General features: G+C 28.6%; 17 protein-coding genes. 3 read left to right on the top strand and 14 right to left on the bottom strand.

Translation table 11 applies throughout. From position 1 onward, the window contains the following. A partial coding sequence (locus CLOBL_RS22320) for an amino acid adenylation domain-containing protein (protein WP_143323931.1) occupies positions 1-2,525 on the bottom strand: 2,525 nt, incomplete at its 3' end. Positions 2,526-2,926: 401 nt separating this feature from the next. Continuing rightward, complete coding sequence (locus tag CLOBL_RS22315) at positions 2,927-4,207, bottom strand: MFS transporter (RefSeq protein WP_077861041.1); 1,281 nt, start codon at positions 4,205-4,207, stop codon at positions 2,927-2,929. 309 nt (positions 4,208-4,516) lie between these two features. On the opposite strand from CLOBL_RS22315, the gene CLOBL_RS22310 reads away from it, so the two are divergent. After that, positions 4,517-5,119: an accessory gene regulator B family protein gene (locus CLOBL_RS22310; RefSeq protein ID WP_077861040.1), complete on the top strand. Its 603-nt coding sequence runs from the start codon at positions 4,517-4,519 to the stop codon at positions 5,117-5,119. Next, positions 5,079-5,198, top strand: coding sequence for a hypothetical protein (locus tag CLOBL_RS27670; RefSeq protein ID WP_009168113.1), 120 nt, complete (start codon positions 5,079-5,081; stop codon positions 5,196-5,198). Before CLOBL_RS22310 ends, CLOBL_RS27670 begins: the two co-directional genes overlap by 41 nt. On the opposite strand, the gene CLOBL_RS22305 is transcribed toward CLOBL_RS27670, so the two are convergent. From CLOBL_RS22305 to CLOBL_RS22260, 10 genes are all read right to left on the bottom strand, one after another. Beyond that, positions 5,174-6,421: a GHKL domain-containing protein gene (locus tag CLOBL_RS22305; RefSeq protein WP_077861039.1), complete on the bottom strand. Its 1,248-nt coding sequence runs from the start codon at positions 6,419-6,421 to the stop codon at positions 5,174-5,176. The two genes, CLOBL_RS27670 and CLOBL_RS22305, sit on opposite strands and share 25 nt — an antisense overlap. Continuing rightward, a complete protein-coding gene (locus CLOBL_RS22300; RefSeq protein ID WP_077861038.1) occupies positions 6,415-7,182 on the bottom strand; it encodes a LytTR family DNA-binding domain-containing protein in 768 nt (255 codons plus the stop codon). The genes CLOBL_RS22305 and CLOBL_RS22300 overlap by 7 nt, the downstream gene beginning before the upstream one ends. Before the next feature lie 489 nt (positions 7,183-7,671). Beyond that, a complete protein-coding gene (locus CLOBL_RS22295; protein WP_009168110.1) occupies positions 7,672-8,088 on the bottom strand; it encodes a DUF1934 domain-containing protein in 417 nt (138 codons plus the stop codon). 52 nt (positions 8,089-8,140) lie between these two features. After that, complete coding sequence (locus CLOBL_RS22290; RefSeq protein ID WP_077861037.1) at positions 8,141-9,139, bottom strand: DUF814 domain-containing protein; 999 nt, start codon at positions 9,137-9,139, stop codon at positions 8,141-8,143. Then, entirely contained in the window at positions 9,140-9,856 is a 717-nt protein-coding gene (gene spoIIR / locus CLOBL_RS22285; RefSeq protein WP_077861036.1) for a stage II sporulation protein R, read from the bottom strand. It abuts the gene before it with no gap. A 63-nt stretch (positions 9,857-9,919) separates the two neighbouring features. After that, positions 9,920-10,762, bottom strand: coding sequence for a 4-(cytidine 5'-diphospho)-2-C-methyl-D-erythritol kinase (ispE, locus tag CLOBL_RS22280; protein WP_077861035.1), 843 nt, complete (start codon positions 10,760-10,762; stop codon positions 9,920-9,922). Positions 10,763-10,913: 151 nt separating this feature from the next. Beyond that, entirely contained in the window at positions 10,914-13,553 is a 2,640-nt protein-coding gene (cphA, locus tag CLOBL_RS22275) for a cyanophycin synthetase (RefSeq protein WP_077861034.1), read from the bottom strand. Continuing rightward, on the bottom strand, positions 13,525-14,370 hold the full coding sequence (locus CLOBL_RS22270) for a cyanophycinase (protein ID WP_009168105.1): 846 nt from the start codon (positions 14,368-14,370) through the stop codon (positions 13,525-13,527). The genes cphA and CLOBL_RS22270 overlap by 29 nt, the downstream gene beginning before the upstream one ends. A gap of 216 nt (positions 14,371-14,586) precedes the next feature. Next, entirely contained in the window at positions 14,587-16,149 is a 1,563-nt protein-coding gene (locus CLOBL_RS22265; protein WP_077861033.1) for an SPOCS domain-containing protein, read from the bottom strand. Between the two features lie 485 nt (positions 16,150-16,634). After that, positions 16,635-16,877 (bottom strand): Veg family protein, encoded by a 243-nt coding sequence (locus CLOBL_RS22260; protein WP_009168103.1) that lies wholly within the window; start codon positions 16,875-16,877, stop codon positions 16,635-16,637. A 383-nt stretch (positions 16,878-17,260) separates the two neighbouring features. Between CLOBL_RS22260 and cooS the strand changes: the two genes are divergently transcribed. Continuing rightward, positions 17,261-19,180: an anaerobic carbon-monoxide dehydrogenase catalytic subunit gene (gene cooS, locus CLOBL_RS22255; protein WP_077861032.1), complete on the top strand. Its 1,920-nt coding sequence runs from the start codon at positions 17,261-17,263 to the stop codon at positions 19,178-19,180. A gap of 86 nt (positions 19,181-19,266) precedes the next feature. On the opposite strand, the gene CLOBL_RS22250 is transcribed toward cooS, so the two are convergent. Further along, positions 19,267-20,721, bottom strand: a complete 1,455-nt coding sequence (locus CLOBL_RS22250; protein WP_077861031.1) for an oligosaccharide flippase family protein — start codon at positions 20,719-20,721, stop codon at positions 19,267-19,269. Between the two features lie 139 nt (positions 20,722-20,860). Next, on the bottom strand, positions 20,861-21,721 hold the full coding sequence (gene yabG, locus CLOBL_RS22245) for a sporulation peptidase YabG (protein WP_077861030.1): 861 nt from the start codon (positions 21,719-21,721) through the stop codon (positions 20,861-20,863). Positions 21,722-21,835: the final 114 nt, after the last annotated feature.

Here is a 21,835-nt window from a genome sequence, read left to right as displayed (position 1 = left end):
TCTATATTTCCATCTGGAAGCCATCTTGCTAAATCTCCTGTTCTATACATTTTAGTTCCTGGCTCAAATGGATTATCAATAAACTTCTCTCTTGTAAGTTCTTCCCTGTTTAAATATCCTCTTGCAAGTCCATCTCCAGCAACACACAACTCTCCTGCTACCCCTATTGGCACTAGACAATTATTTTCTCCTAATATGTATACTTTAGAATTACTAATAGGCTTTCCTATTGGTATATTATTTTCATAATCCTTATCAATTAGAAATGTAGTTGAAAATGTAGTATTTTCAGTAGGTCCATATCCATTTATCACCGTTATATTTTTGTTCATATTTCTTACCAAATTTATATGCTTAGGTGATAATACATCTCCTCCTGCCAATAAATATTTAAGGCCATTAAATATCTTTGGATTATACTGAGATAATTGAGTAAACAATGCTGAGGTAAGCCATATTGCTGTTATCTTATATTTATGTAAGGCTTCTTCTAACATTTCAGAACTTAAGATTACATCCTTGTTAACAAGATATAATCGAGCACCATTTAGTATAGCTCCCCATATTTCAAGAGTTGAAGCATCAAATACTATAGATCCTGTTTGTAATATACGATCTTCCTCGCATAAATTCATATAATTAGTATTTTTAACAAGCCTAACCACACTTCTGTGTTCAATTAAAACTCCCTTAGGTTTTCCTGTAGTTCCAGAAGTGTATATAACATATGCTAAATTATCAGCTTTATTTACATTGTTTAAATTACTACTTTCTTTTTCATATAACCTATCATTTTCTAGATTTATAACCTGAACATCATAATTTATATTTTTTAATAATTTATTTTGTGTTAAAAGTATTTTAGTTTTACTATCCTCTAACATATATTTTATTCTATCTTCAGGATATTCAGAGTCTATTGGTAAGTATGCTCCACCAGCTTTTAATATTCCTAACACTCCTATTATCATCTCTAGAGATCTATCTACCATGATCCCTACTATCGTTTCTTTCCCCACTCCCTTTTCTCTTAAAACTCTTGCTAAGGAATTTGACTTTTCATTAAGCTCCCTATATGTTAATTTCTTATCCTCATATACCACTGCTATACTGTTTGGTGTTTTTTCTGTCTGCTCTTCAAATAATTGTTGTATTGTCTTATCTCTTGGATATTCTGTATCTGTTTTATTAAATTCATTTAATAACTTGATTTTTTCTTTATGACTTACGCACTCTAATCCATCAAGATTAATATCAATGTTTTCTAAAACTTTATCTATAATGATATTGAATCTATCATAAATTCCCTGAATATCCTCTTCACTAAATAGACTTGTTCTATAGTCAAAGGACAGGTTGATGCGGCCATTTTCCTCTAAATCTCTTGCGATAATCTTCAATGGTTCATATTGATATCCACAATATTTATCAGTTAATTGAACCAATGTATCGCCAATAACCTTATCCTCACTTTGGAAGCTGTAATTTAAATATGTAAATACAATTTCATATAAACTCTCATAACCTTTTTGATTTAATTTCAAATCTCCTACTAGAATGTCATATGGATATTTTTGATGCTTGAATGCTACTCTCATTTCATTATCAACATCAGCAATTAATTCCTTAAAGGATTGTTTTTCACGGAATGTATATTTAAATGGCATTGTACTCACAAACATACCTACACCATTTCTTTCTCTTTTACCAGACCTGTTTAATATCCCTGTTCCTATAGTAATGTTTTTCTTTGAATAGGTTTTTCTTAAATACAAATTTAAGACTGCTATAAAGAAAGTATTTAAAGATGAATTGAATTGATTGCAAAATCCTCTTATTTTCATAGATTTCTCTATATTTATATCAAAGCCTATTCTCTTGCCTTCAATATTATCATCTTTTGCATCATCAATTAACATATCAGGCAATTCAGTAAACTTTTCATTCCAATACTCTTTGTCTTTTTTAAATCTTTCTGATGCTATGTATTTTTGTTCTGATGCTATAAACTCAGTATATGAATATTCAATATTATTATCTATAGCTTCATTATTAATCATCTTATTATAGATATCACAGAATTGACTTGAAACAACGTTAAGAGACCAGCCATCTGCTATTATATGATGAGCTTTTAAATAAACGTAACTCTGCTCGTCTCCTAAATTAAATAAAGCCATATAGTACAACTTATTACTATATAGTGGAATCTGTTTTTTAAAATCTTCATCAGTCCATTTCTTTAACTCTGTAAAATTCTTAAAATAAAAGCGATCAATTTTTTCTTCCTTATATTCGTCTATATACTGTTTAACATCATTATTTTCAAGTGCAAATCTAAATCTAAAACCTTCATTTTTCTCCATTATAATATTCATTACTTTGTTTAAGATATCAAAGTCAACGGTTTTACTAATTTTCAGCAATCCACCAATATTACATAAAGAAACATCCGATATTAAGTTTTGTACATACCATATTCTCTTTTGTGGATGTGTTAAATCATAAAAAGTTTTATTATTCATTTTTCTCATACTCCTATCTTTTTTAACCATTAAAACTAGCACTTTGTTTTTCTTGTTATATTTCAATAATTCTTTAACGTACTACTATGAATATATAGTCACATAATGAAAAAATTTAGTAAATATATATATCCTTAAACACAAAAAATTACATATTAAAAGTATATATGGCATGTTTTTCATCTTAATTCTTAAAAACTTACTTTTTATGCTTAAATTTGTCGTTTGAATTCTGTTGTTTAATATTTTTGTAAATGCAATTCATAATATATAAAATAGTCTCTATTTCATAAAAATCTGAAGAGGCTTATTGGGGTAGCAAATGATATTCTAAATGAAAAAGATCGCAAATTTATTTCTAAATTGCGATCTCATCTTATAATCCATATTATATTGTTTATTTACGCCTCTTCATTAATTAAATTCTGATCTTGAATTAAATTCGTTAGACTGTTTTTTTCATAGTCATAGCTTATAAACTTTTTGAAAGATTTTATAAAAATAAATGGAACAACTATGGCAATTATTACAACAAAAGAAGCAGACATGATAATCCTTATTGAAATAAAATCAGCCAGAACACCACCAAGAACCATAGCTATAGGAGTAAGTCCCTCACTAGTCATGCTCATAAATGCCATTACCTTTCCTCTCATTTCCTGAGGGGTTGCAGCTTGTGCTGTAGATATCAAAATAACATTTACAATTGAATTAAAAAATCCACCCAAGACTAAAAATATCATCATAATTGCAAAAAAAGACTGATTTACTGCAATAATAAGACTTGAATTATACACCACAATTGAAATTATAAACATTTTTAACCTTCTAGCAGGAGGAATGGAAATAGCAGACAAAAATAAGAATCCAATCATTGCTCCTCCCATAACACACGCCATTGCAATTCCATATTTCCCAGCTCCAAGATATGGAGTTTCCTGAAATAACGGTAAGAAAAGAACCATTGAAATATATGAAAAAAAGTTTAGGGCCGCAGCCATAAATAATATGTATCTTAATCCTTTAAGTTTCCACATGAACGAAAAACCATCCTTCATATCCTTTAAAAAATTCTGCTCACTCTTCTTTTCTACCCTTGGAATACTTATGAAAAATATTGAAATTCCAGAAAAGAAATATGATAATCCATTAAACAAGAATAGAAATGGAGCACCAACTATCTGAAAAAGAAATCCTCCAGCTACATTCCCTACCATATTTGCCCCAGTATTCACAATTGCAAGCATGGAATTTGCATTTTCCAATCTTGAATTAGGCACAACATCAGGAACGGAAGAATTAACACATGGCCTAAATACCGCTCCACAAATACTTAATATAATTCCTGCTAAAAAAACTTCCCAAACTGATATCTTGTTATTAAAAGCAGCTATTGAAATAATCAGTACACTTAATCCTCTAATCATGTCCATCAATATTAGTAATTTTTTTCTTTTATAACGGTCAACCAACACCCCAGCAAATGGCGATACCAAAACTCCAGGTAATGTCGATACAGCCATAAGTGCACCCATTAATCCAGTAGAACCTGTAACCTCAAGCACCCAGAATCCTAACGCTATGCTATATGCTGCATCTCCCAATATAGAAACAAGTTGACTTTGCCATAAAATAAAAAAAACCAGTGTCCAAAGTTTATCTTTACTCTTCTTTAGAAACATGAACTTACTTCTCCTTACTATGTATTTTTACAATGTTAATATCTAAATATCGCATTTAAATATGCTATTTATTTAGTTTTATATTATTAAAGCATATATTTACATAATAAAAAAAAGGAGTAAATATATATTACTCCAAACACAATAAAACTTATATTAAAAGAAAATACCTTCTATCCATCCACTATTCCTTGAAAAGTATTCTTTTTATTCCCTAAAATGTACTTTTAATTCCATGAATATTGAATTTTATGCCAATGTATTCTATAAGTGTATTATGTAACTAAAATTAAATAAAGGGGTTATTTAATGATAAAATCGTTATCTATTAAGATATCACAGCACTTAGGTGAAAGAAATTCTTCGTTAACCAAAAAGGATATATTAAAAATTCAATATGTTTTAGAAGTGATTTTTGGAGACTTATCTAAATTACTGATTATATTTTTAATATTCCTTAAATTTCATGAATTAAAGTTATTTTTTCTAATATATATTATTTTACTTACAACACGCTCCTTTCTAGGAGGACTACATTGTAAAACTTTTAATTCGTGTTTAATATGGAGTACATTATACTTCGTTACTGTATTACTATTTAGTAACTTAGTTCCATATTTAAAAAATAACTTTTACATATCTTCATTTGTATTGTTTTTTATTATTGCTTTAGTTTATGCTCCTTGTCCTAATGAAAAACGACCAATGCAAAATGATAAGATATTAAAAACATTATCTTTAATATCTATTAGTTTTTGGGGAATATTATTTTTCAAATCTAATAATATTCAAATATGTAATTGTATATTTATAAGTTTATTTGTACAAATTTCTCAGGTGATTTTTATTAATTTAAAAGGAGTTGTTTTTAATGGAAAGATCTATAAACATTTTTTCAGCCATATTACTTAAATTATTTAGTTTAGTATCAAAATCAAGATGCGGAACTATCTGGGGTGAACCGGATTATCCAGAAGATTTATTAAAGTAGATATCAAAAATTAATTCTTCATTTTCTACATTTAATTTTATATATCCTTTGTTAGCGTTAACTATTTGCTGTACATTGTACAAACCATAACCTCTTGTACCTTTATCTTTAGTTGAATATCCCCTTGCAAATATCTCATTTAAATTAAGATTATTGCTATTAGCAATTTTATTTTTAATAATTAAATGAGATATATTTTTTTCTTTAAATATTTTCACTTCAATCTCCTTATCAACACACTCATCTTTTGTAACTTCATCAAAAGCATTATTTAATAAATTGCTTAACAGATTTGATATATCGTGATACCTTAATGTATCATCTAAAACATCGTTCTCAATTATATATTTAAGATTAACATTAAATTTCTTTGCTTTAACCAGATTATTATATACTATAGATCTTATAATAACATTATCAATATACACTAAATCATTTATATGATTATCATTCATATCTTCATCTTTTATGTAATCAGTAATTGTTTGTTTTATTTTTTCTTCATCTACGACCTCTATTATTCCTTTTATTGTATTTTTGTAATTATTAAAATCATGTTGTCTTTGTTTTATTTCTTGAACTATTTCATTAATAACAGTATTATATTCATTTGAAAGCCTTAGTTCTTCTCTTTCCTTTATTCCTTTAACAATATTAAAGTATATTACTGTTTGAGATATCCCTAATATACTTAATATTAATACTATAAAAAGTAAATTATTAACAACTATACTATCATCATAATTCCACATAGTTTTAATAACACTAGCATATATACTAAAAGTCGAAATAAAATAAATTAATATATTACTGTTTATCTTTTTATACGAAATCTTTTTACTTATATTCATTCTTGAATATACTAATATACTTGTTAACATTATCAGTTCTGTAATTATGCCTTTAATATTATCATCACTAATAAATTCATTCATAATTGTTAATAGCATTAATTGAAATATCATCATAATAAATGCTGTAAAGAAAAAACCTAGTATAGCATCTTTTAAGTCTCTTTCAAAAAAAATCTTTAATGCTAAAATAATTATTATATAAGTAACAATAAAATGAATTCCTAATCTTTCTGTAATAGTCATAAGCACAGATGCAGTCAATGTACTTCCTATAAGTTTTAAAATGATATTATTCTTTTTGGCAAATATTGCCCATAAATAAATTATGTTAAACGTATCTAAGAAATTTATGATAAAATGTATTAGCATATCATTTTCTTTCCTTCTTTAAATTTAGATATCACATCATTTTTAAATTTATAACCTAAAAGGGCAGTTTTATCATATTTATTAAAATATACCTCACTGAGCTTTACATCTAACTTTTCAATTTTAAATACGCAATTTATATTTATGGCAAAAGCTCTATGACTTTGAATTATATAATCAGAATCAATTAATTTTATTATTTTCTTCAAACTCGTATTATTAGAAACATAAACTCCATTAACGGTATTTATCTCGCAATTTTTTCCAATGACTTCTACAAAAAGAATATCTTTTACTTTTATTCCTACAAATATTCCATTTTTCAAGGTTACAATTATTTCTTTTTCTTCTATTTCATCAGAAATATCCTTTTTATTATTTAAATTATCGGTTTCATTAACAATAATCTTTTTTAGCATAGATTGTACACTATTTTTGTCATATGGCTTCAATATGTAATCATAACAATGTGTTTGTTTAAATGCTTGTGTTATATATTCCATATGAGTTGTTAAGAAAATAATTTGCCTGAACTCATATTTAGGGATATTTCTAATCTTCATTGCAAGATCTAATCCTGAAGAATCCTTTAATTGAATATCAATCAAAAACATATTAATATCATTTTTTTCAATTATATCTAATGCTGTGATTTCACTGTCAGCTTCATAAATTTTCAAAAACTCATATGTAGATGCAACCATCTTTTTTAGAATATCCCTTTGAATAGGATCGTCTTCAACTAAAATAATATTATACAAGAAATATCACTCTCCAATTTAATAAGATGACGAACATATATCATTTAAATATTGACATATATTTAAATTATCAATTATAGCTCTGCTTTAGCTTTGTTATCTTTTGAGAATTATTATATTTTCTAACTATATAATACAATATTATCGTGTATTATACAAATTCCTTATATATTCTATTTTTTACATTATTAACTTTTATCAGTTACTTTCATTTGAATTTAACGAATTTAATATCTATTTTGAATATTCTTAAAATAAGCATAATCTGCCTTGTAAAAAAATACACTTATGTTTATTTCACTATAAATATATTTTTATAATCAGGTAAACCTCCCCCAGCATTCCAAAATATCATGTGGCAAGTATACTAAAACATAAATATTTAAATAAAAAACATCCGTTAATGAATTTATATAAATACAAATCCATCAACGGATGGTAATAAATGTTTATTAGAATCCAAGTATAACTTTAGCTGAATTTTATAAATTAATCTGCCTTTATATTTATTGTCAAGTTGGTTTTAATAGCTGGCTGTTCACCTATCTCCAACATATATATTGCACTTATACTTCCACCATTCTCATTAACATTTATATCAAGCTTTTTAGTATGTATATTGACATCAAGTATTCCATAAGGTGTTTTATACATGGATACAGTTGTCACATTGCTTTGAAACTCCATCTTAGTTTCTGTAGTTCCTTCTCTAATTAAATCAAAAGACTTTTCTCTAATTATTATGGTAGTTTTCGTTCCTTCCATACCTGAGAGCTGTGTTTCCTCATATTCAACTTTAAAACCATCATCTATCTTATAAAACTCTCCTGGTGTTACGACTCCTATTAAATCCTCTTCATCATTTAAAACAGAACTATCAACCGTAATAATTGCTTTTTTCTTCATGATTCTCCTCCATTTTTTAATTCATTTTTATAAATATTTAATATATGTTGTTTTAATTAATATTATATTTTTCAAGTTCTTCTTGAGTTATAGAATTAACCTTCTTTGCTTCATTAAATTTTGTTGCAAACTTACCATACTTAACTTCAACTATTTCCTCATCTTTTCCTTTGCTATATCTAACAGCCAGCCTGCATGCTAAATTTATATCCTCTTCCATAGGGGGGGTTCCATCTGGTATTATTACCATTGCTCCTTTAAATCTAGACGGTAAAAAAACTATATCTTTGTTATTTAATAATTGTTTTATTTTTTCACCTTCTTCTGCTGTTCTTGAAACTATTATTTTCACATTATTATTGCTGACAAAATGTCTTCCATATTTTAATAGATGTATATCTTTTTCAGTAACCTCTTCTTTTTTCTCCAAAATTTCTTTTAATCTAATAGCATAATTAGGTTCCGTTAATTTACATCCTCCTGCTGGTGATGGATAATCTTTTATTCCCCACTTTTCAGCTAAGTCCATCTGCATTTTTCTATTTCTTCCTGAAATATCTAATAATTTTTCTCTATCTACTAATCCATCAAGCTCCATCTGTGTTTCCTTTAAATTTTTCGCACATAGAGGTCTTAAAATTTTATCACTAAATCCAGATTGCTTTTTTACTATATCTAATGCTGATCTGTTTTGCGACATTGGTCTCTGATTTAAAACTTCACCTGTAATGATGAAATCAGCATTAAATTTTTCAAGTAATTCTCCACAATATCTCATCATCATAGAATGACAATCTATGCAAGGATTCATGTTTTTACCCCAGCCATGCTTCGGATCTTTAACCATTTCAAAATGTTCTTTAGAAAAATCTATGACCTCTAATTTTATTCCTATTTGCTTTGTCATCTTTATCGCATTTTCTTCATTAAAGAAGTATGATCTAAAGCAAATTCCTATTACTTCTATCCCTTGATCTTTAATTAGTTTTGCAGCTAATATACTATCTAACCCTCCTGAAATCATTGCTAATGCTCTTACCGTATCACTCATCTAATCAAATATCTCCTTAAGTATTTCTAATATTTTAAATTTTATTTGCACGTCATTTTGTTTGTCGTCCTTATTGCTAACTTTACTTCCATCTGTTTCTTGCTCTCCTTGAGCTTCATCCTCATGCTGACTTGCTTTTATTCTATTCTCTGTTTTGTCATACTCAACCTCAGCCTTTGATTCATCAACAAAACATAATGGTGGAAACATTACACACCACCAATTCTTGCCTTGTCCACTTCCTATTATTATTCTAAAAGCTTCATAATTACCTTGTGGTAAAACTATATTTCCATAAGACTTGTCCGGAAAATTTTCTCTAGATAGCTGAACTTGCACTCCATAATCATATTTATTATCTTTAATTACCTCTTCTGCAATTTTTTTAACTTCTCCCATTCTATCTTTTATAATTTGCCTAGACTCATCTAGTGACTTTGAAGAATTCAGATATGGGTATAAATAATCTATAACCTTATCTTTCACTTTTAACTTTAAATTTTGATCTTCATCGCTGTCACTATTCGCTATGACATGAAATCTAATCAATGAATCCTTAACTTCATTATAATCAAGTACTCTTACTTCCTCAGGCTTATTTTCTCCTTGATTTTGATTCAAGTTGTCCTTTAAACTTGTACACCCAGCAAATACTCCCATGCTTGTACATATCAAACTCATAGAAATTATCTTTTTTAACTTAGAAATTTTTTTCATACAACAAACCCCCTTGTAGTTGAAAGTATTACCACTTGGAGGTTTTTTATACATTAGTTAATATTAAATTGTTCTTGTTATAAATACATCCTTATACTTATTCTTCATATTATCATAGCACATTTGTGCATTTAACATATCATCAAAAAATGCAAAAACCGTAGGTCCGCTGCCACTCATTAAAGTTCCTATAGCACCATTTAATTTAACTTCGTCCTTAATATTCATAATAACCTTATGCTTTCTCAAAGTAACATTTTCTAATAAATTTTTCATGTTCTCTGCCACAAAGTAAATATCATCACTTTTCATTTTTTCTATTAGATTATCTATTTTAGGATGAAATATAACCTTTGACATATCAAAAGCCTTGTAAACTTCCTTAGTTGATACTCCAAAAGGTGGTTTTATTAGAACTAATATCTTATCTTTGAATTTCTTTAATGTAGTGATTTTTTCTCCAATTCCTTCACATAATGCTGTTCCACCTTCTATACAGTATGGAACATCAGCTCCAAGCTTTAATCCTAACATCCTTAATTCATCAGCACTTGCATTTATATTGAATATTTTATTCATCAGCTTTAGAACACCTGCTGCATCAGTACTTCCTCCAGCTAGCCCAGCTGAAACTGGTATATTTTTAGTTAAATTTATATCAACACCATCATTAATGGAATAGGTTTCTTTAAACAGTTTTGCTGCTCTATATGCTAAATTCCTTTCATCTGTTGGGACATAATGCTTATTGCATTTTATGTTTATTCCTGAAGCATTTTTCTCAATTTCAATTATATCGTACAAATCTATTGTCTGCATTATCATCCTTAGAAGATGATATCCATCATCTCTTTTCCCTACAATATCTAAGGCAATATTGATTTTCGCATAAGCCTTAATCTCCATTTTCATATATCCTTTCTACTTATTTTAACAATATTCTATCATAGGTAAAAATTCTTGTCTAATTAAGTTGTTTAAAAAGGTTTCTATAAAAATCGTTTAAAGTTCATGCGTGAGTGCTTATAACAAATAAAGTATTTATATATTTTTACAATCATACTCCTTTATATTGCTTATAACTTCTATCTTCAAATTCTATATCCCTTGTATTTTCTTCTCTTATAAACTCTAAAAGTGGATTTAATTTTTCATAAAATACTACAATTATATCGCCTTTTTCACTTACTTCTATAGCATGTTTTAATGCCTCAACTTCATCCAACAGTATTTTTATCTTAGCGTCTTTATTATTATTTAATATAGCTGTTTTTAGTAACTCTGCAATTTCTCCACTTCGTCTGCCTCTTTTATCTTTATCTTCTTTTATCACTATTTTGTCGAAATTATTTGCACATATTTCTCCAATTGCATATCCTATATCATTCTTTCTGTCTCCAGGTATTCCAATGACTCCAATTAAGTTATTTTTCCCTTTAATCTTCTTTAATGAAGAGATTACTGCTTTATATCCTTCAATATTGTGAGCATAATCTAAAATAACTGTTCTATCATAACAGTCATAAACATTAAATCTTCCTCTATTAAATTTATCATCTAACTTAAAGTCCATAAAACCTTTTGAAATCATACAATAATCAACTTTTAGACCTACTAAACCTGCACAAGCTGCCATTGCATTTTCAATGTTATACTCCAATTTTCCACCATAAGATATTGGTAATTCTTCAACTGAAATTATTTCATACTTTCTATTATTATTGATTACACATATCTTATTATCTTCAACAAATACAGCTATTTTTCCATTTGAAATATTCTCTTTTATTAGTGGGTTTTCTTTAGATTTAGAAAAGTAAATCTTCTCAGCTGTAAATCTATTTATTATAGTTTTACTATACTTATCATCAGCATTTACTACCACGAACCCATCACTTTTTACTGCTTCCCCGACTAATGCCTTTACCATACTTAATTCTTCTATAGAATTAATTTCATCTAACCCCAGGTGATCATTAGTTATATTGGTTATTATAGCTATATCTGCCAAGTCATATGCTAATCCTTTCTTTACCAAACCACCTCTAGCAGTTTCTAAAACTGCTATCTCTACATCTCTGTTAGTCAATATTGTCCTTGCACTCTTAAATCCAGAATCATCACCCTTATGAATGCATTTATCATTCAAGTATATACCGTCTGTTGATGTCATACCAACATTATTTCCCATTTTTCTTAATACATGGCTTATTAATCTTGTGGTTGTTGTTTTTCCATTAGTTCCCGTTATAGATATTACAGGTATATTCTTAGGCTTTTCATCATATAACATCTTTAGTATTGCCTTACCAACGTTACGAGGCTTACCTTTTGAAGGAAAGTGATGCATTCTTATTCCTGGTGCAGCGTTTATTTCTAATACAACACCATTATTTCTTTCAAGAGGAATACCTATATCTCGTGCACAAATATCCACTCCACATATATCTAACCCTAAAGCTTTAGCTGCATTTATACAGAATTCTATATTTTCTTCACAAATTTCTTCTGTACAATCTATTGCCATACCACCAGTTGAAAGATTTGCATTTTCTCTTAATAATACCTTTTCTCCCTTTTCAGGTATATACTCCAGCTTAAATCCCCTTTTTAATAGATTGCCAATTAACTCTGAATCTATCTTTATTTTTGTTAATGCTTTCTCATGATCTTCTCCTCTTAACGGATTTTCATTAACAATATCAATTAATCTTTTTATGCTATCTTTACCGTTACCTATTACAAGAGGTGCTATTCTTAAAGCTGCTGCTTCCACTTTATAGTTTACTACGCAAACTCTATAATCATTACCCTCAAAGTACTTTTCGATAATAATCTCCTTTTGTTTTTTCTTTAAATCGATATATGAACTTACTAATTGTCTTTGATTTTTTATATTGAGCTTTACTCCCTGACCTTTATTTCCACACTGTGGTTTTAGCACTACTGGATATCCTATTTTTTCTGCTTTCTGCAATAAATCAATTAAATTTAGTACTTTTCCCCCTTCTGCGACAGGAATATTTTGATCCTGAAGCAGTTGTTTAGTTAAAAGCTTATCACAAGAAATATCTACTCCTACACATGCAGTTTTATTTCCTATAGAAGCTTCAATAATCCTGCCTTTTTTACCATATCCTATTTGATATATATTGCTGTCTCCAAGCTGCATAACTGGAAGATTATACTCTTTGGCAGCATCACAAATAGCTTTTGTTGTTGAACCTATTTGCTCATTCTTTAATATATCTTTTATAATATTCATTCTCCCTCTAAAATTTATAGGGTTTTGATTTATTAAAGAATTGATTATATCAACTGCCAAACTAGCTATTTCTATTACTGTGTTTTTATACTCATATTGCACAATAACATAATATATTTCACCTTTAATCTCTCTTGCTTTTCCATAAGCAGCATCTATACCTAAATTGTTTTGTATTGCTATTATAATGTGTTCACAAATATGTGCTAAATAAGTTCCTTCATTTAATCTTTTAACAAAGCCCCCTTCTTCATCAATTCCACATCTATGAGTTTTTAATTCAGGTATTAAATTAACAAGATTGAAATTAAAATTATTTATCTCATTGCTTGGTATTTCCGAATATCCTTCTAAATCAACATCCAGTCTTATACACTTTTTATGGGAATAAATGTTTTGTCCTTCATATATTCTCTTTTGTATTATCTTCATGATTGTTTTTTTCCTCCTCAAAAGGTGACTTTTTTCTAAGATCGAATTTACTTTTATTAGTCAATATATGCAATTTTACATTGTGCATACTTAAAATGTCATCAGAATATAGTTCTGAAACATTAGTATATGTAATTGTGCTGCCATCAATAAAATAAACCGCACCTTCCCCTATAACTTCTATTAAACCTGACTGATTCACTATTATTCCTGTATTTTCATCTATTCCTATTCCTAATACTTCAGGATTTTGCGCGATTCCAGTTAACAATCTCCCTATTCTTCCTCTTTGGGCGAAATGCTGATCAATTATAACATCCTTAATTAAACCTAATCCAGGAGACATTTTTAATGTACATTTTCTTGGTGAATCTTCATCTTTCCCTTGAACTATCATCGTATCGCTCATGACGGATGCTCCAGCAGAAGTTCCTACAATAAATGTTCCTTTATGGCACGCCTCTCTTAACGCATCATAAATTGGAGTTCCGCCTATTAAGCTTGTTATTCTTAACTGATCTCCGCCAGTGAAAAATATTAATGATGATTCCTTTATAAGCTCCACATTCATTTCATCATATGCCTCAGTTCGCTCATTAATATCAAGTATCTTAATATTTCTTACTTTTAATTCTCCAAAGACTTCTTTATACTTATTAGCAGCTTCTTTAGGATATTCAGTTGCTATTGTTGCAACAAGGAGCATATCTTTGTCTTTATCTATAGAATCACATACTCTTCTTAAAATTTCTTTTTTCCCTTCTTTATCTTCAGCACCTCCAATGATTATTAAATTTCCACTTAATATAGTTTTCAAATATTATCACCTCATATCATGCATTAAATATTCTTTCCACCAATTTTTATATTTATTCAAAAAATAACCACAGATGTTACTAGTTACAAGTGGGAAATTGCAAGCACCAAATTAAAGCGAAAAATCAGCTGATTTTTCTTAAATAAAAAGAGATACCTAAAAAAACTAAAAAATGTTTTCTAAGTATCTCTCTAAATATGAATCTTCTATGCTTCTTTAAAAAATTGCTTTTCCTGGAATTATTAATTTCTGTCCTACTTCAATATGTTCTGGGTCCTCAATTTTATTTATTTTAATCAACTTATCAATTGTTGTATTATATTTTTTAGCTAAGTTCCAATAATTATCTCCTTCTCCTACAACATAAATTGTTATACTTGCCTTTTTTTCTGGAATCTCTCCCTCTTCTTCAATTATATCAGTAACAAATTCCTTATTCATCTCATACAAAATTTTACCTGATAATACTATAGTAGCTTTTATTGCTATACTATTCCCTTCCAGTGCTGCATCAATGTTTTCTAAATTTCCTTTTGTTATACATTTCATATTTTCATCAGCACCAAAAATATCAATTGCTGATGAGAATGGTATTTCAGCTTTGATACTTGCTAAATATCTTTCATCATCGTTCGTCTTATATAATACATCTGCTTTAATAATTCCTTCTACAACAATTCTATCTTTCACAACCTGTTTATCTGTTAATATTATTGTTCCGCTTGCAAATATAATATGTTCTGGCCTTAAATTATTTTCCTTTAGTTGAATATTGTGTTTAATTGTTGATTCTGAATTATTTACTCCATGAAGGATTCCAACTTCATGCTCATCTTTTTGAAGTCCAAGAGAACACTTTGTAGAATATGCATCTTTAATTGTATCTATGTTTTCCTTAGAGAATATCTTAATGCCTGCCTTAACTACAAATTCATTATTTATAATTCTGACTTCTCCTAAATCATCTTCCTCTAACATTAAATCATTATTTGATATTTCATAAGATACTGTTGGAATCATATCAGGTGTAATTCCTTCAATTTCTTCTTCCTTTGATAAATAAATATCATCTTCTAAAGGAATTATATCTTTAGAATCATCACCTTTATATAAAATATTCAATTTGCAGTAGCATCCAAGATAAACCTTATCTTCCGCAATTTTTATTTCTCTTTTATGCAATAATAATGAACATCTTAATATCTTGTTTATTTGTGGTTTATCCATTCCAACTCTAATCATGGATTTGCCAACTAACTCCATATCTTCAGCTGCACTAATTTTATTTATTGTTTCTGTATTCTTTAAAATTTCTACATCATCACTACCTTCAATATCCTTTACAAATTCAAATTCATTACTCTTATAAAGTTCCCATCCAATAGCAATTACCCCTTGAATAGATATTTTTCTTTCATTCATTATAGCCGCTTCAATATGTTCAACATTGCAATCAGCTTCACAAAAAACTTTGTTTTCTCCTTGATTTAAATCAATATTATTTGTGAAATTTTGATTATAATTAACTGAATTTACAGCAAGTCCATCTTCCTTAGCTAAATATATTACTGTATACTCTACCTTTCCTTCAATTACCATTTTATCTCCAATAAGTTCTTTATTAACAATCATTGGTCTTGCTTCAATAGTTAGTATTTCTTGTACATCCGGATGTGTATCTGGAATCAGATATTCATCTTTTAAAACTGTATTCGTATTATTTTCCCTAAGCAATTGTTCGAATTGCACATTTTCCTTTACAATATCCATGTCTGCCATATTTCCATACCTCCATAAAATTCCTATTATTTATTTATATACGTATTACCATAAGTTTATGATAGATATATTCTTACATTTAATATGGAAATTAGACAAAAGCATTGTAAAATCCATGTAAAAACTTTTTTAAATTTTTTTTATTTTTTTATTGACATATATATTTTTTTGTCGTATTATAGTAATTGGTTATTGACCATATAACCTCTCATAAATTCTCAATACCCTTTTATACCATAGTTGAAAGATGGAAACCCACCATCTTTCTTTTTTATTTTATATAATTTCATAAAATAATAAGAATTTTCGTCTTATTATAGAATTTTATGTTATTCATCATAAATTATTTACAGTCTTTTCTATTAAGTTCTACAAAAATATCTAATTACAAAAAATTATCGTAGTATATTCTAATTTTCGTTCATTTTTTTCATGTTTATATTTTTAAATTGTTCTTATAAAAAAAACTCCGATTTAATCGAAGTTTATATTCTAGATGGAAATACCAATTGTACAGTCTTTGTTAATACATCTGAATAGCTATAAGTCACGGTCCTTTGGGTGTCATTTTTTAATCTAATAACAAAAATACTTGGGTATACACTTTCAATTATGCCATCATTAACTAAAATCTTTTTTCTTCCACCATTAGCTTTTAGAGTAACTTTCTGCCCTATATGTCTCTCTATATCATTTTTAATGGAAGCGATAGTTTTGACTTTTTCCATAATAAACACCCTCTTTCATATTACATTATATATTAAAAAGCCTTAATTGTCAAGTAAAACAACTATTTTATCATTTATAGTACCACATTGTCAATGTAAACATTTTTCCAATTATATATGTTTTTAAGCTATTTTATTTTATTATCTGTATTTATTTAATTATTATTCCCTTTATCTCTAATTTAATATAAAAATAATATTTCACACTAATTTTGGTCTTATTTCTTCAGATATTTAATCTAAGACTCCTCTCAAGTAAAGCAAATAGATTGATTCAAATACATAATTAATCCTTCTATAGGGAAAATTAGTATTTGATGTTTGTAATTGATAAATGTTTCAAATCATTAAATCTATTTTTATATTGAAGGAGCAAAAATTTTATGAGTGAAAAGACGCTAGAAAAATTTGAAGGAAGAGCAAGTTATCATGATTCTGTTGAAGAAATGCTAAAACGAATTAGAGAAGATAAAATGTCTAATGTATTCGACCGATACGCACTACAAGAAAAAATCAGATGCAAATTTTGTCTTGAGGGTTTAAGCTGTCAATTGTGTTCAAATGGTCCATGTAGAATAAGCGAAAAGACCGGGCAGGATAAAGGTGTATGTGGAATAGAAGCAAATGGTATGGCAATGAGAAACTTTCTTCTAAAAAACATAATGGGTGCTGGTACATACAGCCATCACGCTTATGAGGCTTTTAGAACATTAAAGGCTACTGGTGAGGGAAAAACTCCATTTAAAATTACTGATGCGGGTAAACTTAAATGGATGTGTGAGAAAGTAGGAATAGATACAAGCAAGCAGATTAACGATATGGCAATTGAATTAGCTGTGTTACTTGAGGATCAACAAAAGGTTGATTCAGAAGATAGAAATATAATGGTAGAAGCTTTTGCACCTAAAAAAAGAAAAGAGTTATGGAAAAAGCTCGCTATTTATCCAGCAGGAACAGTTCATGAGGAACAAAATTGTGTAGCCAGCTGCCTTACAAATGTAGATGGTAGTCATGTTTCTTTAGCAATGAAAGCTCTTAGACTTGGAATCGCCACAATTTATAATACTCAAATAGGACTTGAAATGGTTCAAGACATACTATTTGGAACTCCTAAACCACATGAAGTTAATATGGACCTTGGAATAATGGACCCTAATTACGTTAACATAGTATTTAACGGTCATCAGCCATGGCCTGGAGTTGCAACTCTATTAAAAGCAAGGACCTCTGAAATTCAAGAAAAAGCAAAAGCTGCTGGGGCAAAAGGACTTAGAATAGTAGGCTCTATTGAAACTGGTCAAGAGCTATTGCAAAGATTTGAGGTTGATGATGTATTTATAGGTCACATGGGTAACTGGCTCACCATTGAACCATTACTCGCTACTGGTACCGTTGATGTTTTTGCAATGGAGGAAAACTGTTCCCCCCCTGCTATAGATATGTATGCTGAAAAATATCAAATAACTTTAGTAGCTGTAAGTACCATAATAGATTTACCAGGTGTTAAGTACAAAATCCCTTATGAGCCTTTTGAAGTTGATAAGATGGCTGACAAATTAATTGAACTTGGAATAGAAAACTTTAAGAAGAGAAAAGAAAGAAACATAGTTCCAATGGTTCCTAAGAAAATACAAAAAGCAATTGCTGGTTTTTCAACTGAAGCTGTACTCGGAGCTATTGGAAATAAACTTGATCCATTAGTAGATGTAATAGCCGCTGGTAAAATAAAAGGAGTTGTTGCTCTTGCAAACTGTTCAACCTTAAGAAATGGTCCGCAGGATTGGATGACAATAAATCTTACAAAAGAGCTTATAAAAAGAGATATATTAGTGGTATGCGGCGGCTGTGGAAATCATGCCCTTGAAGTTGCTGGCCTTTGTACGCTTGACGCTGCTAATGAAATAGCGGGAGAAGGATTAAAGGAAGTCTGTAACCTATTAAAAATTCCTCCAGTACTAAGTTTCGGAACCTGCACTGACACTGGAAGAATATCTATGCTGGTTACAGCCCTCGCAGATCACTTAGATGTCGATGTATCTGATCTTCCAATAGCTGTTACAGCTCCTGAATGGATGGAACAAAAAGCAACTATAGATGGAATTTTTGCATTAGCTTATGGTGCATATACTCACTTATCTCCTACACCTTTTATGACAGGAGCTCCACAGTTAGTAGAACTCTTAACTCAAAAAGCAGAAGATGTAACTGGCGGTAAAATAGCACTAGGCGATGATCCTGTTGAAGTTGCCAAAAATATTGAAGCTCATATAATTGCAAAAAGAAAAGGAATGGGTTTAAAATAATTCTCTAAATATAAAGTATAGACTAGATAAATAAGAATGTTCTTTCTTAACCATCTAGTCTTAATTTTTTATTATATACATTGTAATTAGATTAAAACTTTTAATTTTCTAATTACTCTATTATACACTTCAAAAAATACAACGTCCTTAGTTACCAATAATATTATTAAATATAATAATCCACAGATAATTACATCTATTGTACATGAAACAATCATACTCGATATAGAATGATTTATTAAAAAAGTTATAGGAATAAATAACAAGGAATAATAAAAATACTTGATATTTTCAAAGGAAAATAAATGTATATCTAATTTTATCTGCTTTTTAACAATTCTATATTCTAATATTATTACTATTATATTTGAAATTGTAGTTGCTATGAGAGAATTTGTTCCTGTAAACATATTTGTAAGTAATAATATTCCATTCATTGCTATATTACATACTCCTCCTATGAAGAATATTTTCACATCTTCCTTATCTTTTTTATTTAAGTATATTATTTGATTTGAAATTACCCCTTGAATTCCAAAGGTTAGCATATATAACGAAAAAATTGACATTAGCGAAGTCCATGGTACAAATTCAGGCTTATATATCCAAATAACTTGCTTCGATACACAAAATAAGCCTATTGATGCTGGAAATAAGAATAAAAAATAAATCTTGATAATTCTATTAAGCAGCCTACTATAGTTATCTTTACTACCACTTCCTAAATTATTTGAAAGTCGTGGTGTTGTAACTTGAATTATCGTAAGCATTAATGCATTAATTATAATCATTGCTTTTTGTGCTATTCCATAGCATGAAAGATCTCCGTCTGAACTATATTTCATAATAAGGGCTCTATCGCTATAGGTATATAGAAGACCTGTATTAGAAAGTATTGTCCCTAATAACATAGGCTTTAAATATTTCTTAAGTTTAAAATTAGAAAAATCAAATTTAATTTTTCTCTTAACGTAGAAATAGCTTAATAAATTATTCACTATATTTATTACTGCTCCTAAGTATATGTAAAATAAGTAATCATTATTATTTCTTATAACTAATATTATTACTATTGAATATACTATCTTTACTATCATAGTCTTAACAGTTATAAATTTATAATCCTCTAGAGCTTCATTAACCCATTCCACATAAAATAGATTAAATACTATGTTAAAGCCTAAAATTACACATGTATAATATGCCGGATTATCCTTATATAGTTTAAATAAGAATATCAGATATATTATAAATACCACTATACTTGTAAAAGTCGTTATAAAAAATAAACTAGTAAATGTCTGACTAAGCTTCCTTGGATCCTCTCTTACCTTACTAATTTCTCTTAGCCCATATCTATAAACCCCAAAACTTCCAAACGCTAATAATATAGTATTAAAGGTTTCTCCTTGTATAATATAGGCATTTTGCGAAATACTAAAAGCTCTAGTAACCCATGGTGCTACTATCATAGGCAAAATTAAATTACAAATATTTAATATTGCATTAAAGATAGCATTCTTTGAAATTGACTTAGCCATCATTTACCTCCATTATCCTATTATGGATTATTTTTAATGATACAATTATATCTTTCTATATTACCATAGTCAATTTTCTAATACTTCAGCATAAAAAGGCAGTCTTAAGTCATGACTGCCTTTTTTAATATGTCTAACATTAAATATACAATGATTTAGGATACCCCTCCCTATACTTTCCTCTTGTCTGTAATCCCCCAACACCCTTTATTCCTGTTATTGTATTTTCAATCACATCTGTTATTGAAACTATTTTATCTATTCTCGTATAAGCAATCTTTTCACACACAAATACAGGATCCAGGCAATGAATTAAAACTCTATTAGGACTTGAAGCAAAGTTAGCACCTACATCTAATATTCTTTCATAACAGCTCTGGCATGCTCCTGCAAATATTACTAATTCATCATAACTTGAATTATAATTTCTTAAGTTTTTAACTGATTCTAGGTAGTACCGCGAGTTTCTGTAATTATCTAAACTCAAATAATCCTTCGGTTCTTTTAATACGCTATCATGGCCTGTTAGCACTACTATATCTGGTTTTATTTCTTTTACTAGATCTACTATTACTTCAGGTTGTTCCCTCTCTGGTATTGCCCTGCCAACTGCATCTAAAGATAATTGCTTATATACCTTTAGACAAGTCTCCATATACTCACTGTCCCCATCCACATGAAGTATTTTCCCCGGCCTCCCAAACATCAATTCATTTTTTGCTTTTATTTTAGGAGACTTATCAGCCCTATCTCTAAAATCACCTCGAAGTACCATAGCTTTCTTTATTGCTTCATTTACTCTTGTATTTAAAATCCTATCTTGGGAGCCACCGTCTTCATCAGCTAATTCAAGGTCATCTACGCTTGCATCTGCTATTATTCTTATATTAATGCCTTTAAGAATAATATTTTCACTTCCATTATTCTCTTTAATATCAATTATTTTAAAAGTAACATCTTTATTATAAGATTTTCTTACAACTATATCTCCAATGTCCATTACTTTCTCCAATTAATTATTTCATAATTTATAATATGGCGGAGATTATTAAAGGTTTCTTAGGCACATGAAAATAAATAACAGGTCCAAGGTTGCCTTGAATATTTTTCATCA

The sequence above is a fragment of the Clostridium sp. BL-8 genome (assembly GCF_002006495.1).
Lineage (GTDB): Bacteria > Bacillota > Clostridia > Clostridiales > Clostridiaceae > Clostridium.
This window is presented reverse-complemented; position numbering and strand designations above follow the sequence as displayed.